Genomic DNA, 15,171 nt, shown 5'->3' with positions numbered 1-15,171 from the left:
GACTCTGTGCACCGCATGTGAAAGGTTTATCATGACAGTAGAAAACATCAACAAAGCCGCTATCATCGCGGACAACGCACGTGGTCAAAACGACACCGGCTCCCCTGAAGTGCAAGTTGCACTGCTGACAGCTCGCATCAACGAACTGAACGGCCACTTCAAAGCCCACTCGAAAGATCACCACTCCCGCCGCGGCCTGATCATGATGGTCAATCGTCGTAAGAGCCTGTTGTCCTACCTGAAGGCTAAAGACGCTACCCGTTATCGCGACCTGATCGCTAAACTTGGTCTGCGCAAGTAATTTTTGCCGTACAAGGTTTATACAGAAATGCCTGCGCCAGTTCGCTGACGCGGGCATTTTGTCATTTGAATTCCGGATTTATGTCGGGAAGTACAGTATTCTCTTACCGATATCATGTTTTAAAAGTAAGGTAGTAAAAGGCGGCAACGGTTCTTCCGCCGCCTGTGGTGAGGTGAACGACAGCCCCTGAAAATCTGTCGGCAATTAGAAAAGGGATACCCCATGTTTAACAAAGTTACGAAAACCTTCCAGTACGGTCAACACCAAGTGACCCTGGAAACCGGCGAAATCGCACGTCAGGCATCCGGCGCAGTGCTGGTGTCGATCGAAGATACCGTCGTTCTGGCAACGGTGGTGGCACGCAAAGATGCCAAGCCAGGCCAGGATTTCTTCCCTTTGACGGTTGATTATGTTGAAAAAACCTATGCTGCCGGTAAAATCCCGGGCGGTTTTTTCAAGCGCGAAGGCCGTCCTTCCGAAAAAGAAACACTGACATCCCGTCTGATCGACCGTCCTATCCGTCCGCTGTTCCCGGAAGGCTACCTGAATGAAGTGCAAGTCATCATTCACGTGCTGTCGGTCAACCCGGAAATCGATCCGGACATCGCCGCCATGATCGGTGCATCGGCTGCCCTGTGCGTATCGGGCGTGCCTTTCAGCGGCCCGATCGGCGCCGCGCGCGTCGGTTACGCCAACGGCCAGTACATCCTGAACCCAACCGTTCAGCAACTGAAAACGTCGGAAATGGACCTGGTGGTCGCCGGTACCGAAACGGCCGTGCTGATGGTCGAATCGGAAGCAAAACAACTGTCCGAAGAAATCATGCTGGGCGCCGTGGTTTTCGGCCACGACCAGATGAAAGTCGTCATCGACGCGATTCACGACCTGGTGCGTGACGGCGGCAAGCCGGAAGTGGAATGGGCGCCTGCGCCGAAAAACGAAGCACTGATCGCCCGCGTCGCGCATTTCGCCAACGCCAAGATCAATGATGCGTATCAAACCAAGGACAAGCAAGAGCGTACGGCCAAGCTGAAAGCAGCGACGTCGGAAGTGATCGCCGACCTGTCGGCCGAAGCGGCTGCTGCCGGCGGCGCGTCCATCGACAGCGCCGAAGTCAACAACATCCTGTTCGACATCGAAGCGAAAATCGTGCGTACGCAAATCCTGGACGGTGAGCCACGCATCGACGGCCGCGACACGCGCACCGTGCGTCCGATCTCGATCCGCACCAGCGTGTTGCCACGCACCCACGGTTCGGCCCTGTTCACGCGCGGCGAAACGCAAGCGCTGGTCGTCGCCACCCTGGGCACCGCCCGCGACAGCCAGAAGATTGATGCGCTGATGGGCGAGTTCACCGATTCGTTCATGCTGCATTACAACATGCCTCCGTTCGCCACCGGCGAAACGGGCCGTGTCGGTACGCCAAAACGCCGCGAAATCGGTCACGGCCGCCTGGCCAAGCGCGCGCTGATCGCCGCCCTGCCAGCAGCTGAAGAGTTCAGCTACTCGGTGCGCCTGGTATCGGAAATCACGGAATCGAACGGTTCCTCGTCGATGGCTTCCGTCTGCGGCGGCTGCCTGGCACTGATGGACGCCGGCGTGCCGATGAAAGAACACGTGGCCGGTATCGCCATGGGCCTGATCAAGGAAGGCGGCAAGTTTGCCGTGCTGTCCGACATCCTGGGCGACGAAGATCACCTGGGCGACATGGACTTCAAGGTAGCCGGTACCCGCAACGGTATCACGGCGCTGCAGATGGACATCAAGATCATGGGCATCACCAAGGAAATCATGCAAGTGGCACTGGCGCAAGCCAAGGAAGGCCGCGAGCACATCCTGGGCGAAATGCAAAAAGCCATGCCGCACGTCAAAACCGAACTGTCCGATTTCGCACCGCGTCTGATCACCATCAAGATCAACCCGGAAAAAATCCGTGACGTGATCGGCAAGGGCGGCGCCGTGATTCGTGCGCTGACCGAAGAGACGGGCACCCAGATCGACATCAGCGACGAAGGCGTGGTCACCATCGCTTCCGTTGACGCTGCTGCCGGCCAGGAAGCCAAGCGCCGCATCGAAGAACTGACCGCTTCCGTCGAAGTGGGCAAGACCTACGAAGGCACCGTGCTGAAACTGCTGGACTTCGGCGCCATCGTGCAAGTCATGCCAGGCAAGGACGGCTTGCTGCACATCAGCCAGATCGCCAACGAGCGCGTCAACGCCGTGGCCGATTACCTGAAAGAAGGCCAGCTGGTGCGCGTTAAAGTGCTGGAAACGGACGACCGCGGCCGTCTGAAGCTGTCGATGAAAGCTGCTGAAGGCAACGAAGCGCCAGCCGCTTAAGTTCGTTTAAGTTCGCCTGAGTGCGGCCTCGGCCGCATGCTCAAAACCGCCAGCGCGCAAGCCTGGCGGTTTTTTACGTCTTGTTTGCGCTGTATCGAAGGTGGATGCCGCCTTGTCCGCCTGTCTGCGCCGGCCTTGATGTAGCGCGTATCGACCGCTGTCGCTCTCTGTAGATTCGGCATGGGATCTTCCCCTGAACGAGTCTTCCAAGGAGATGCAGCATGCGCACATTCTGCGGGCTGGCCGCCGCCTTTTTGCTTGCCGTCGTGCCCGGCGTCCGGGCACAGCTGGACAGCGCGCCCACGCCGGTGCCGCTGCCGATTCCCATCGCCGCCGCGTCCACGGCCATGCCGGCGCAGGATATCGACGCCTTGCGCGCCGTGCATGCGCGCGAAATCCATGACCTCAGCACCTTCAAGACGGCGGGCTTGCAGCGGGAAGCGATCGATCCCTATCTCGATAGCGGACCAGGGCAGCAGTTCCTGCGCGAACTGCGCGCCGCCGATCCCGCCGCCCCGGCCGACACCATCTATGCGCGGGCGGTCGAGCAGTTGGCTTCCGGCAGTACCTTGCCGGACTTGCAAGCCATGTCGGCCGCGCTGGTGAAGATCGTGCCGCATGGCCAGAATGTGTCGCCGTATTCGCCGTATTTCACCACCAGCGCGCAATTGCAGCTGGCCTCGGGCCAGTGTGCCAGCCTGGCTGACTGCTTCGGCTTGCCCCTGAAGAGTGAGGCGCCGCTGTATGATGTGTATCAGATCATGCCCAAGGGCACCGTCAAGGTGTTTGTCAGCCAGGTGGCGCCCACGCAGGAGCTGGGCGGCTTGGTGCGGCGCAAGGGCGGGGCGCAACAGTATTTGCTACCCAACCGAAACTTGTGGTCAGTCCCTGTGCTGATCGGCACGATCAAAAACTGAGGAGAGATGATGGACCAGCAGCGCTTGCAAGCCCTTGCTACCGAACTGGAACAGTTGCTGGCGCGCCTGACGCCGGCCGACGGGGAGGTGGCCGACCTGCGTAGCGCGCTGGCGCCGCTGCTGGCGCAGGTGGCCGCTGGCGCCGTGAGCGCGCCGCTGGCCTGGGGTGAGATCCCCGGCGCGCGCTATTTTAACGAAGGCGGTCTGCGCCGTTACCCCGAACTGGAGCAGACGTTTGCCCGTTTCCGCATCGAGGCCACGGGCGGCGAATCGCCGGCCTTGCGCAAACTGCGCGGCGAACTTTAGTTGAAATGTAGTTAATAGGTGGTTAACATAAGGTATCAATTGTTGTTTATGGGTAATTGATAGTCGGTATTGCTTGACGACAAAATCTTATTCCCTGACCATGGCGCATCCCTCCCGATTTTCTCTTTTTTATTGGATGCACCATGTTGTCCTCCCTTAAGGCGCGGCTGATCGCCATCGCTGTTTCCATCGTCGTGCTGGCCATGCTGGCCGTTGCCATTGCCAATTTCTACACTACGCGCTCAAGCACCCTGGCCGCGCTCGACACGCAAATGCTGCAGTTATCGCACAGCCACGCGCAGGCCATCGCCGAATGGCTGCGTTCCAAGCAAGCCGTGGTGGCTTCGCTCAAGCAGGGCGCCACGGCGGCCGATCCGCTGCCGGCCCTGAAGGCTGCCGAGCAAGCGGGCACGTTTGACATGGCGTATATCGGCTTTGCCGACAAGCACGCCGTCTTTTCGCAAGAGCGCAAGCGCGCCGCCGACTACGACCCCACGGCGCGGCCCTGGTACAAGCTGGCGTCGGAAACGGGCGGCCCCATCATCACGGCACCGTATATCGGCGCCAGCACGGGCAAGCTGGTGGTGACGTTTGCCGAGCCGCTGGGCGGCAAGGGCAGCGTGACGGGCGTGATGGCGGCCGACGTGATGATGGATGCGGTGGTGCAAAATGTCGCCTCGATCAAGCCAACGGCGTCCAGCTACGCCTTCCTCGTCGATGGCGGCGGCAAGATCATCGCCCACCCGGACGGCAAGCTGACCCTGAAACCGCTGGCCGAGCTCGACCCGGGCTTGAGCGCGCAGGCGCTGGGCAATATTGAAAAGAGCGGCGATGGTGCCGCCATTCGCCTCGGCGAGCGCGATGGTATCTTGCATGTGAGTAAGGTGCCGGGCAGCGACTGGCTGCTGGCTACCGTGCTCGACCGTGCGGAATCCACGCAAGCCCTGAGCTCCATGCTGCGCGCCTCGGCCCTGACGGCCTTGCTGGTGCTGGCCCTGGCCGCCACGGTACTGAGCGCGCTGGTGGCGCGTGCCCTGCGCCGCCTGGGTGTGGTGCGCGATGCGATGGAAGCGATCGCCACGGGCGATGGCGACCTGACCAGCCGCCTCGACGCGGATGGCACGGACGAACTGGCGCAGATCGCCAAGGCCTTCAATTTGTTCGTCGAAAAGATCGCCACCGTGCTGGTGCAGATCCGCAGTATCAGCGCCCTGGTGCGCAGCGAGTCGGCGGACATTGCCGCCGGCAATGCCGACCTGTCGTCACGCACGGAAGCGCAGGCGGGCGCGCTGGAAGAAACAGCCAGTTCGATGGATGAGCTGACTTCGACCGTCAAGCAGAATGCGGAAAACGCACATGCGGCCAACGAGCTGGCCATGTCCGCCTCGGAAGTGGCGGCCAAGGGCGGCCGCGTGGTGCAGCAAGTGGTGGGCACCATGGCCGGCATTCAGGAAAGCTCGCGCAAGATCGTCGATATCATCGGCGTGATCGACGGCATCGCCTTCCAGACGAATATCCTGGCGCTGAACGCCGCCGTCGAGGCGGCGCGCGCTGGCGAGCAGGGCAGGGGCTTTGCCGTGGTGGCGTCCGAAGTGCGCAACCTGGCGCAACGGTCGGCTGGCGCGGCGAAGGAAATCAAGGCATTGATTGGCGATTCGGTGGAGAAGGTGGATGCAGGCGGTCGCCTCGTCGATGAAGCGGGTCAGACCATGGATCAGGTGGTGGCCTCGGTGCAGCAATTGACGACCATCATGAGCGAGATCACGGTGGCCAGCCGCGAACAGAGCGCCGGCATCGGCGAAATCAATACGGCCGTCACACACATGGACACCATGACGCAGCAAAACGCGGCCCTCGTCGAGCAGGCTGCGGCCGCTGCGGAAAGCCTGCAGGAGCAGGCGGTGGACCTGGCGCAGGCGGTCGGCATGTTCCGCCTCGGTGAGGCCGGTCCTGCCGACGCGCCCGCGCCCGTGACGCGCCTCAAGGCCAGGCCGGCCGCACCGGCGCCGCGCGTGCCGGCCCGCGCACTGTCGCCGGCCAAGCCGGTCAAGGCGGCCAAGTCGGCCAAGTCCGGTGCCGACGAGTGGGAAGAGTTTTAAGCGCGCAGCAATCAAGCGACGTTTACCCGCGACGCTTATTCGGCACGTTCATCCGCGTTTTTGTCAGGCCAGCCTGCCAAAAGCGCAGTTCGTCGCAATCGGCGTGTCTGCCTGGAGTGGTATGGCTATAGTGACACCATACCGCAAGCCCACTGCCAGACACCCGAGGAGAACAACATGAACGTCGCTAAAAACATGGAAATCATTGCCGTTGCCGCCGCCATCCTGCTCAGCGCCAGCTGCTACGCCATCGCCCCGGCCGCTCCGGCCCTGCAAGTGGCCAGTTCCACGGCCACTGTGGCCGCGCCAGCGAACAAGGCTAGCATGCAAGTGGTGGTAGTCAAGGCCAAGCGCCTGAGCGCCGCCGAAAAAGCCCGTTTTGCATAATTGATTGTCAGCAATTTTCGGCGCTGCTACAGTGGTGCTGCGCGAGCAATGCAGGCGCCCTTGGCGGGCGAGCAGGCAGATAAAAACAAGATACCGAGGATGCACTACATGAAAAAGACACTGCAACTGGCGCTGCTGTTCCTGGCGACACTGGGCCTGGTGCGCGGCGCGGCCGCCGAGACCCGTTTGCTGGAAATGCGCAACATCGACGCCCGCGTGGTGCGCGTCAAGCTCGATGGCGTGATGGAAGTGCGCATTCGCCAGGGCAATGTGCCTTCGCTGAGCATCACGGCCGACAAGCGCTACATCGCCGATGTCAGCACGGCGCAAAGCGGCGATACCCTGCACATCGAAACGGAAGTGCGCGGCTTCAAGATCGGCCCCTCGTCGATACGCGCCGACCTGGTCTTGCCGAACTTACGCGAACTGAGCTCGGAAGGCTTTGGCAGCACGGATATCACGGGTTTCAAGGGCGAGGAGCTGACCCTGTCTCTGGAAGGGGCGGGCAGCATCAAGCTGGTGGGCGACTACCGCAAGCTCAATGCCAGCCTGGGCGGCGTGGGCAGCATGCAGCTCTGGATCGGCAACAATGAGCGCGCGGAACTGGACTTGCAGGGCGCCGGCTCGGTGGTGCTGGGCGGACGCGGGCGCATCCTGAAAGCCAGCCTGGGCGGCCTGGGCAGCCTGAATGCGCAGCAATTCGAAGCGGACGCCGTCAACCTGGAATTGAGCGGCCTCGGCAATGCCACGGTGAATGCCCATACGAATGCCAAGTTGAACCTGAGCGGACTCGGTTCGGTGGTGGTGTACGGCAAGCCGGCCAACCGCGATGTCAGCGTCGAGGGCCTGGGCAAAGTAAGCTGGAAATAAAAGCATCCTGCCGCAAGCCTTCGGCAGGACAAGAATAAGTAGTCAGACCACATCCCATTCCGATGAAAAAACTGATCATTACATTACTCATGCTGTTGACGATACAGCTACCCGCGCGGGCTGGCTTCGTCGAAGGCGCCAGCGCCTACAACAACAAGAATTACGCGCTGGCTTACAAGGAAATACTGCCGCTTGCCAAGACCGGCAACGCCGATGCCCAGCATTTGCTGGGTTTGATGTATTACATGGGGCGCGGCTTGCCGCAGGATTACAAGCAAGCCATGTTCTGGCACCGCAAGGCGGCCGAGCAGGGCAAGGCCGATGCCCAGTATGTGGTGGGCGCCATGTATTACACGGGCAACGCCGTGCTGCAAGACCACAAGCAGGCCGTCGGCTGGTTCCGCAAGGCGGCCGAGCAGAACCATGCAGAGGCGCAGCAGGTGCTGGGGCTGATGTACCGCTACCACATGGGCGGCGTGCCGCAGGACAACGTTATCGCCTACATGCTGTGGAACCTGGCGGCAGCCAATGGCAACGCGAATGCGGCCGACCAGCGCGCCGCCGTGGTGCGCAAGATGACGCATGAGCAGGTCGAAGAAGGGCAGGCCCTGTCGTCGAAATGGAAGCCGGGCATGCCCTTGCCGCGCCAGTCGAAGACGGGCGCCGGTTAAGAGGAGAGGGCGGTCTGCAAGGGCAAGCGGCTTGGCGTACAATCGCCGTTTTCCCTTGAAAGAGTCCCGCCATGCGTGCAGTTGCCATCAGCCAGCCAGGTCCCGCCGACGTTTTGCAGATCGCCGAACGTCCCATGCCGCAATATAAGGCGGGCGAACTGCTGATCAAGGTGCACGCGGCCGGCATCAACCGCCCTGACGTGTTGCAGCGTCTGGGCAAATACGCGCCGCCAGCCGGCGCGTCGGACTTGCCCGGCCTGGAAGTGGCGGGCGAAGTTGTCGATGGCGACTTTAGCAACACCGAATTCAAAAAAGGCGACCTGGTCTGCGCGCTGGTGCAGGGCGGCGGCTATGCCGAGTATTGCGCCGCGCCTGCCGGCCAGTGCCTGCCCTTGCCGCAAGGCTTGACGCCGCTGGAGGGCGCGTCCCTGCCGGAAAACTTCTTTACCGTCTGGAGCAATGTGTTTGACCGCTGCGCCCTGGCCGATGGTGAAACCTTGCTGGTGCAGGGCGGTACCTCCGGCATCGGCGTGGCGGCCATTCAATTGGCCGCCGCGCTCGGCCACCGCGTCTTCGCCACGGCGGGCAGCGACGAGAAGGCGCGCGCCTGCGAAGCGCTGGGCGCCGAACGGGGCATTAATTACCGCACGGAAGATTTCGTGGCGGTTGTCAAGGAATTGACCGCTGGCCGCGGTGTCGACGTCATCCTCGATATGGTGGGCGGCGATTACTTGCCGCGCGAAATTGATTGCCTGGCCGACGATGGCCGCATCGGCCTGATCGCGGTGCAGGGCGGCAGCAAGGCCACGCTGGACCTGGGCCAAGTGCTGCGCCGCCGCCTGAGCGTCAGCGGCTCGACCCTGCGGCCCCGTCCCGTGGCCTTCAAGGCGGCCATCGCGCACCATCTGCGCGCGACCGTCTGGCCCCTGATCGAGGCGGGCAAGATCAAGCCAGTGATCTATCAAACTTTCCCATTGGAAAAAGCCAACGAGGCACATGCGTTGATGGAAGCGAGCATGCATGTGGGCAAGATCATGTTGCAAGTTGTTTGAAACGGGGTACTGCCTGTTTGACCGGCATCGGTGCCGGAGTTAGAATGACGGGTTATTAGAATTTAGGCTACTATGCGTCGCAAACTCGTCGTCGGAAATTGGAAAATGAACGGCAGTCGCACCTCGAACGCGGTGTTATTGTCTGAAATAGTGGCTGGCCTGACTGCCTCTGGCGCCGCCAGCGCCGTTTGTGTGCCTGCGCCGTATCTGGCGCAGTGCCAAGCGCAATTGGCAGGTTCGGCTCTTGGCTGGGGTGCGCAGGATGTGTCCGCGCACGCCAGTGGCGCCTACACGGGAGAAATTTCGACCGCCATGTTGCAGGATTTTGGCTGCAGCTATGTGGTGATCGGGCATTCCGAGCGTCGTGCCTACCACGGCGAGAGTGATGCGCAGGTGGCAGCCAAGACGGTTGCCGCGCTGGCGGCAGGCATCACGCCTATCGTTTGCATCGGCGAGACGCTGGCGCAGCGCGAAGCGGGTCAGACCGACGCGGTGGTGGCGCAGCAGCTGGGCGCCGTGCTGGCGGCGATTTCCACCGACGACGTGGCGAAACTGGTGCTGGCCTACGAGCCGGTCTGGGCTATCGGCACGGGCAAGACGGCCACGCCGCAAATGGCGCAGGACGTGCATCAGGTCTTGCGCGGCCAGCTGGCGGCAAAGAATGCGGTAGCGGCGCCTGGCGTGCAGATCCTGTACGGCGGCAGCATGAAGCCGGAGAACGCACAAGAATTGATGGCGATGCCGGATATCGATGGCGGTCTGATCGGTGGGGCGGCATTGAAGGCGGCGGATTTCCTGGCAATTATTCACGCCGCTGATTGAATTAATTTAAACTAAGAATGGAATTGCAATGAACATGATGTTCAATCTGGTAGTGGTAGCACAGGTTATTTCGGCATTGTCGATTATCGCGCTGGTGTTGTTGCAGCACGGCAAGGGCGCCGACATGGGTGCCGCCTTCGGTTCGGGCGCCTCGGGCAGCCTGTTTGGTGCGACGGGTTCGTCGAACTTCATGTCGAAATCGACGGGCGTTGCCGCCGCGATTTTCTTCGGCGCCACCCTGGCCCTGTCGTTGATGGCGAATCAGCGCGCCACCATCGTCGGCGGCGGCGTGATGGATAAAGTCGTCAAGCCAGTGCCAGTCACCGGCGCTGGCGCGATCCCGACGACGGTGCCAGCAGCCCCTGCGGCACCAGCGGCCAGCGCTCCAGCAGCGGCGGCACCGGCTGCCAGCACCCCGGCAGGCGCGATTCCAAAGTAATCGTCTAGTCACTGAGCAGTTACTGAGTGCTCGCGCGATACCTCATCGAGAGTAATTCTCATTACGGGCAGATTATTGCTGAATGTTTTAGCAGTGCGGCAGGAAAAAATCCTGGCGTGCTGGAAGATGTAAAAATTTATCGTTTTTATCTGTGTTTTGATGCATTTGTGCATTAACTTTAGCGGCAAAGCAGAGTAGAATACGGGCCTTACCGCCGACGTGGTGAAATTGGTAGACACGCTATCTTGAGGGGGTAGTGGCGAAAGCTGTACGAGTTCGAGTCTCGTCGTCGGCACCAGAAATCAGAAGCCAGCAACGGCGCACGAGCCATGGCTCGTACAAAGTTGCTGGCTTTTTTTACGAGGATGTGTCGTTCGATCCTGGTCTTAGCTTTGATTGGGGTCGTGCGTTAGATACGCTGCAAATGATCGCAGCGTCCTCATTTAACCGATCGTTCAATATAAGCTTATCAATCGTGAACCTCGAAAATTACTTCCCCGTCCTGCTGTTTATTATTATCGGCCTTGGTGTCGGTATCGCTCCCCAGCTCCTGGGGCGCCTGTTGGGCCCTCACAAGCCTGATGCAGCAAAACTCTCCCCGTACGAATGTGGCTTTGAAGCATTCGAAGACGCGCGCATGAAATTTGATGTGCGCTACTATCTGGTCGCAATCCTGTTTATTTTGTTCGATCTGGAAACGGCATTCTTTTTCCCATGGGGCGTTGCAATGCGCGACCTGGGCTGGGCCGGTTTCGTCACGATGATGGTGTTCATCGCTGAATTCGTGGTCGGATTTTGGTACATTTGGAAGAAAGGTGCCCTTGACTGGGAATAAGCCATGGCTATTGAAGGCGTATTAAGCGAAGGTTTCATCACCACCTCGGCCGACAAGCTGATCAACTGGGCGCGCACCGGGTCTATGTTCCCGATGACGTTCGGTCTGGCCTGCTGTGCGGTCGAAATGATGCATGTGGGCGCAGCCCGCTACGATATGGACCGTTTCGGCGTCGTGTTTCGTCCGTCGCCGCGTCAGTCCGACGTCATGATCGTTGCCGGCACCCTGTGCAACAAGATGGCGCCGGCCTTGCGCAAGGTCTACGACCAGATGGCAGAGCCACGCTGGGTCATCTCGATGGGTTCCTGCGCGAATGGCGGCGGGTACTACCATTACTCCTATTCTGTGGTGCGCGGTTGCGACCGCATCGTGCCCGTCGACGTGTATGTGCCTGGCTGTCCTCCGACCGCTGAAGCCTTGCTGTACGGCATCATGCAGTTGCAGAACAAGATCAAGCGTACCAGCACGATCGCACGCTAACCGGGCCGCTTCAGATTATGACAACACATTTAGAAGTATTGCAAAACGCCCTCGGCACTGCCCTGGGCGATCGCGTTAGCACGACGGTTGCACTGGGCGAAGTTACCCTGGTCGTCAAGGCCGAGGACTACCTGGCCGTGATGCAGACCTTGCGCGATGATCCGAGCCTGCATTTCGAGCAAATGCTCGACCTGTGCGGCGTCGACTACTCGACCTATGGCGACGGTAGCTGGGATGGCCTGCGTTTCGCGGCCGTCTCGCACTTGCTGTCGGTCAAGCACAACTGGCGCGTGCGCGTGCGCGTGTTCGCACCCGACGACGACATGCCGCTGCTGCCCTCCGTGGTGAACATCTGGCGTGCCGTCAACTGGTACGAGCGCGAAGCGTTCGACTTGCTGGGCATTCTCTTCGAAGGCCACAACGACTTGCGCCGCCTGCTGACCGATTACGGTTTCATCGGCCATCCGTTCCGCAAGGATTTCCCTGTCTCCGGCTATGTCGAGATGCGTTACGATCCGGAACAAAAGCGCGTGATTTACCAGCCTGTGACGATCGAGCCGCGGGAAAACGTGCCGCGCGTGATCCGCGAAGAACATTACGGGATGAAATAATGGCTGAGATTAAGAACTACACCCTGAACTTTGGGCCACAGCATCCAGCCGCGCACGGTGTGCTGCGCCTGGTGCTGGAGATGGACGGCGAAGTCATCCAGCGTGCCGACCCGCATATCGGCCTGCTGCACCGCGCTACCGAGAAGCTGGCCGAGCAAAAGACTTATCTGCAATCCGTGCCGTACATGGACCGTCTCGACTATGTGTCGATGATGTGCAATGAACATGCGTACGTGATGGCCATCGAAAAGATGCTGGGCCTGGAAGTGCCGCTGCGCGCGCAATACATCCGCGTCATGTTCGACGAGATGACGCGCATCCTGAATCACTTGATGTGGCTCGGTACCCACGCGCTGGACGTTGGCGCCATGGGCCCGTTCCTGTATTGCTTCCGCGACCGTGAAGACTTGTTCGACGCCTACGAGGCAGTCTCGGGCGCGCGCATGCACGCGGCTTACTACCGTCCGGGCGGCGTGTACCGTGACTTGCCGAACGCGATGCCGCAGCACAAGGCGTCGATCATCCGCAACGCCAAGGCCATCGGCAAGCTGAATGAAAACCGCCAGGGTTCGCTGCTGGACTTTATCGAAGACTTCGCGCGCCGTTTCCCGAATTCGGTGGACGAGTACGAAACCCTGCTGACCGATAATCGAATCTGGAAACAGCGTACCGTCGGCATCGGCGTGGTCTCGCCGGAAGATGCGCTGGCCATGGGCTTTACGGGCGCCATGCTGCGCGGCTCGGGCGTGCAGTGGGACTTGCGCAAGAAGCAGCCGTACGAAGTGTACGACCTGATGGATTTCGATATTCCTATCGGCACCAACGGCGATTGCTACGACCGCTACCTGGTCCGCGTGGAAGAGTTGCGCCAGTCAAACCGCATCATCAAGCAATGCGTGGAGTGGCTGCGCAACAATGAAGGTCCTGTCATGACCAGCAACCGCAAGGTGGCGCCTCCGGGCCGCGTCGACATGAAGACCAACATGGAGTCCTTGATTCACCACTTCAAGCTGTTTACCGAAGGTTTCCACGTGCCGCCAGGCGAGGCCTACAGCGCCGTGGAACATCCGAAGGGCGAGTTCGGCGTCTACCTGGTGTCCGATGGCGCCAACAAACCGTACCGCATGAAACTGCGCGCGCCAGACTACGCTCACTTGCAGTCGCTCGATGAGATGGCGCGTGGGCACATGCTTGCCGACGCCGTGACCATCATCGGGACGCAAGATATCGTGTTCGGCAGTATTGACCGCTAAGAGGCAAAAAGTATGTTGTTATCAGAACAATGCTATAAGAAAATTGACCGCGAGCTGGCCAAGTACCCGGCCGACCAACGTCAGTCGGCCGTCATGGCCGCGCTGGCCCATGCCCAGGATGAACTGGGCTGGCTGGCGCCGGAAACCATGAAGGAACTGGCCGATTACATCGGCATGCCGGCGATTGCCGTGCAGGAAGTGGCCACGTTCTACAATATGTACAACGTGAAACCCGTGGGCAAGCACAAGATCACCGTGTGCACCAACCTGCCATGCGCGCTGTCGGGCGGCGTGCGCGCTGCAGACTACCTGAAGCAGAAACTGGGTATCGATTTCCGCGAAACCACCGCCGATGGCCAGTTCACCCTGGTTGAAGGCGAGTGCATGGGTGCTTGCGGCGATGCGCCTGTCTTGCTGGTCAGTAATAAAACCATGTGCAGCTGGATGTCGAACGAGAAAATCGACGCCATGCTGGAGGAACTCAAGAAATGACGTCACTCCACAACCGCCATATCGATCCATTGATCCTGAAGGATCTGGATGGCAAGAACTGGCATTTGCAAGATTATGTGAACCGCGGCGGCTATAGCGCCCTGCGGCGTATCCTGGAAGAGAAAATCACGCCGGAACAGATCATCGCCGACCTCAAGGCTTCGTCCTTGCGCGGCCGTGGCGGCGCGGGTTTCCCTACCGGCTTGAAGTGGAGCTTCATGCCGCGCCAGTTCCCGGGTCAAAAATACCTCGTCTGCAATACAGATGAAGGCGAACCGGGCACTTTCAAGGACCGCGACATCATTCGTTACAATCCCCATGCGCTGATCGAAGGCATGGCCATTGGCGCTTATGCGATGGGCATCACTGTCGGCTACAACTATATCCACGGTGAAATCTTCCAGGAATACCTGCGTTTCGAAGAAGCGCTGGAAGAGGCGCGTGCCGCCGGTTTCCTGGGCGACAAGATCATGGGCAGCGAGTTCTCGTTCCAGTTGCATGCGCACCATGGTTATGGCGCCTACATCTGCGGCGAAGAAACGGCCCTGCTGGAGTCCTTGGAAGGCAAGAAAGGCCAGCCGCGCTTCAAGCCGCCTTTCCCTGCCTCGTTTGGCCTGTACGGCAAGCCGACGACGATCAACAACACGGAAACCTTCGCGGCCGTGCCATTCGTGCTGAACATTGGTCCAGAGAAATACCTGGCCATGGGCAAGCCGAACAATGGTGGTTCGAAGATCTTCTCGATCTCGGGCGACGTGGAATTGCCGGGCAACTACGAAGTGCCGCTTGGCACGCCGTTTGCCACACTGCTGGAACTGGCAGGCGGCATGCGTGGTGGCAAAAAGATCAAGGCCGTGATCCCTGGCGGCTCGTCCGCGCCGGTGATCCGCGGCGACATCATGATGCAAACCGACCTGGACTACGACTCGATCGCGAAAGCCGGTTCGATGTTGGGTTCGGGCGCCGTCATCGTGATGGACGAAACACGCTGCATGGTGAAGGCGCTGGAGCGCCTGTCCTACTTCTACTTTGAAGAATCGTGCGGCCAGTGTACGCCTTGCCGTGAAGGCACAGGCTGGATGTACCGCATGGTGCACCGCATCGAGCAGGGGCAGGGTCGTCCAGACGACCTGGACATGCTCAACTCGATCGCCGACAACATCCAGGGCCGCACCATTTGCGCGCTGGGCGATGCGGCTGCCATGCCGGTACGGGCCTTCATTAAGAATTTCCGTGAAGAATTTGAATATCATATCGAGCACAAGCATTGCTTAGTGCCCGCATATATCTAAGCTG

At 60.3% G+C, this 15,171-nt stretch carries 17 protein-coding genes and 1 tRNA gene; all 18 read left to right on the top strand.

Annotated features, from left to right (window positions below):
* Positions 1-31: 31 nt before the first annotated feature.
* The 18 genes from rpsO (at position 32) to nuoF (ending at position 15,167) form a co-directional block, all read left to right on the top strand.
* Positions 32-301: a 30S ribosomal protein S15 gene (rpsO, locus tag ACP7DE_RS02690; RefSeq protein ID WP_010399743.1), complete on the top strand. Its 270-nt coding sequence runs from the start codon at positions 32-34 to the stop codon at positions 299-301.
* Positions 302-523: 222 nt separating this feature from the next.
* Entirely contained in the window at positions 524-2,641 is a 2,118-nt protein-coding gene (pnp, locus tag ACP7DE_RS02685; protein ID WP_426070619.1) for a polyribonucleotide nucleotidyltransferase, read from the top strand.
* A 221-nt stretch (positions 2,642-2,862) separates the two neighbouring features.
* Complete coding sequence (locus ACP7DE_RS02680) at positions 2,863-3,558, top strand: hypothetical protein (protein ID WP_426070618.1); 696 nt, start codon at positions 2,863-2,865, stop codon at positions 3,556-3,558.
* Between the two features lie 6 nt (positions 3,559-3,564).
* Entirely contained in the window at positions 3,565-3,864 is a 300-nt protein-coding gene (locus ACP7DE_RS02675) for a hypothetical protein (protein WP_426070617.1), read from the top strand.
* 143 nt (positions 3,865-4,007) lie between these two features.
* Complete coding sequence (locus ACP7DE_RS02670; protein WP_426070616.1) at positions 4,008-5,963, top strand: methyl-accepting chemotaxis protein; 1,956 nt, start codon at positions 4,008-4,010, stop codon at positions 5,961-5,963.
* 177 nt (positions 5,964-6,140) lie between these two features.
* Positions 6,141-6,350, top strand: a complete 210-nt coding sequence (locus ACP7DE_RS02665) for a hypothetical protein (protein WP_426070615.1) — start codon at positions 6,141-6,143, stop codon at positions 6,348-6,350.
* Positions 6,351-6,458: 108 nt separating this feature from the next.
* The gene (locus tag ACP7DE_RS02660) at positions 6,459-7,220 is read left to right on the top strand and encodes a GIN domain-containing protein (RefSeq protein WP_426070614.1); all 762 of its coding nucleotides are present in this window, start codon (positions 6,459-6,461) and stop codon (positions 7,218-7,220) included.
* Positions 7,221-7,282: 62 nt separating this feature from the next.
* Complete coding sequence (locus ACP7DE_RS02655) at positions 7,283-7,891, top strand: tetratricopeptide repeat protein (protein ID WP_426070613.1); 609 nt, start codon at positions 7,283-7,285, stop codon at positions 7,889-7,891.
* A gap of 71 nt (positions 7,892-7,962) precedes the next feature.
* Entirely contained in the window at positions 7,963-8,943 is a 981-nt protein-coding gene (locus tag ACP7DE_RS02650) for an NAD(P)H-quinone oxidoreductase (RefSeq protein WP_426070612.1), read from the top strand.
* 72 nt (positions 8,944-9,015) lie between these two features.
* Positions 9,016-9,765 (top strand): triose-phosphate isomerase, encoded by a 750-nt coding sequence (tpiA, locus tag ACP7DE_RS02645; protein WP_426070611.1) that lies wholly within the window; start codon positions 9,016-9,018, stop codon positions 9,763-9,765.
* Positions 9,766-9,793: 28 nt separating this feature from the next.
* The gene (secG, locus tag ACP7DE_RS02640; protein ID WP_426070610.1) at positions 9,794-10,204 is read left to right on the top strand and encodes a preprotein translocase subunit SecG; all 411 of its coding nucleotides are present in this window, start codon (positions 9,794-9,796) and stop codon (positions 10,202-10,204) included.
* 213 nt (positions 10,205-10,417) lie between these two features.
* Positions 10,418-10,502: transfer RNA gene (locus ACP7DE_RS02635), tRNA-Leu, on the top strand.
* A 177-nt stretch (positions 10,503-10,679) separates the two neighbouring features.
* Positions 10,680-11,039, top strand: a complete 360-nt coding sequence (locus ACP7DE_RS02630; protein WP_071076971.1) for an NADH-quinone oxidoreductase subunit A — start codon at positions 10,680-10,682, stop codon at positions 11,037-11,039.
* Between the two features lie 3 nt (positions 11,040-11,042).
* Positions 11,043-11,519 carry a NuoB/complex I 20 kDa subunit family protein gene (locus ACP7DE_RS02625; protein ID WP_010399733.1) on the top strand — a complete coding sequence of 159 codons (477 nt, stop codon included), beginning with the start codon at positions 11,043-11,045 and terminating at the stop codon, positions 11,517-11,519.
* 17 nt (positions 11,520-11,536) lie between these two features.
* Entirely contained in the window at positions 11,537-12,130 is a 594-nt protein-coding gene (locus ACP7DE_RS02620) for an NADH-quinone oxidoreductase subunit C (RefSeq protein ID WP_102121879.1), read from the top strand.
* Positions 12,130-13,383: an NADH-quinone oxidoreductase subunit D gene (locus ACP7DE_RS02615; protein WP_426070609.1), complete on the top strand. Its 1,254-nt coding sequence runs from the start codon at positions 12,130-12,132 to the stop codon at positions 13,381-13,383. Before ACP7DE_RS02620 ends, ACP7DE_RS02615 begins: the two co-directional genes overlap by 1 nt.
* 12 nt (positions 13,384-13,395) lie before the next feature.
* Entirely contained in the window at positions 13,396-13,875 is a 480-nt protein-coding gene (gene nuoE, locus ACP7DE_RS02610) for an NADH-quinone oxidoreductase subunit NuoE (RefSeq protein WP_034749989.1), read from the top strand.
* Complete coding sequence (gene nuoF, locus ACP7DE_RS02605) at positions 13,872-15,167, top strand: NADH-quinone oxidoreductase subunit NuoF (RefSeq protein WP_426070608.1); 1,296 nt, start codon at positions 13,872-13,874, stop codon at positions 15,165-15,167. The genes nuoE and nuoF overlap by 4 nt, the downstream gene beginning before the upstream one ends.
* The last annotated feature ends 4 nt before the right edge of the window (positions 15,168-15,171 follow it).

It is taken from the genome of Janthinobacterium sp. DSP2-3-3 (genome assembly GCF_049897325.1).
Lineage (GTDB): Bacteria > Pseudomonadota > Gammaproteobacteria > Burkholderiales > Burkholderiaceae_D > Janthinobacterium.
The sequence above is the reverse complement of the archived record's forward strand: the minus strand, read 5'-3'. Positions and strand labels throughout refer to the sequence as shown.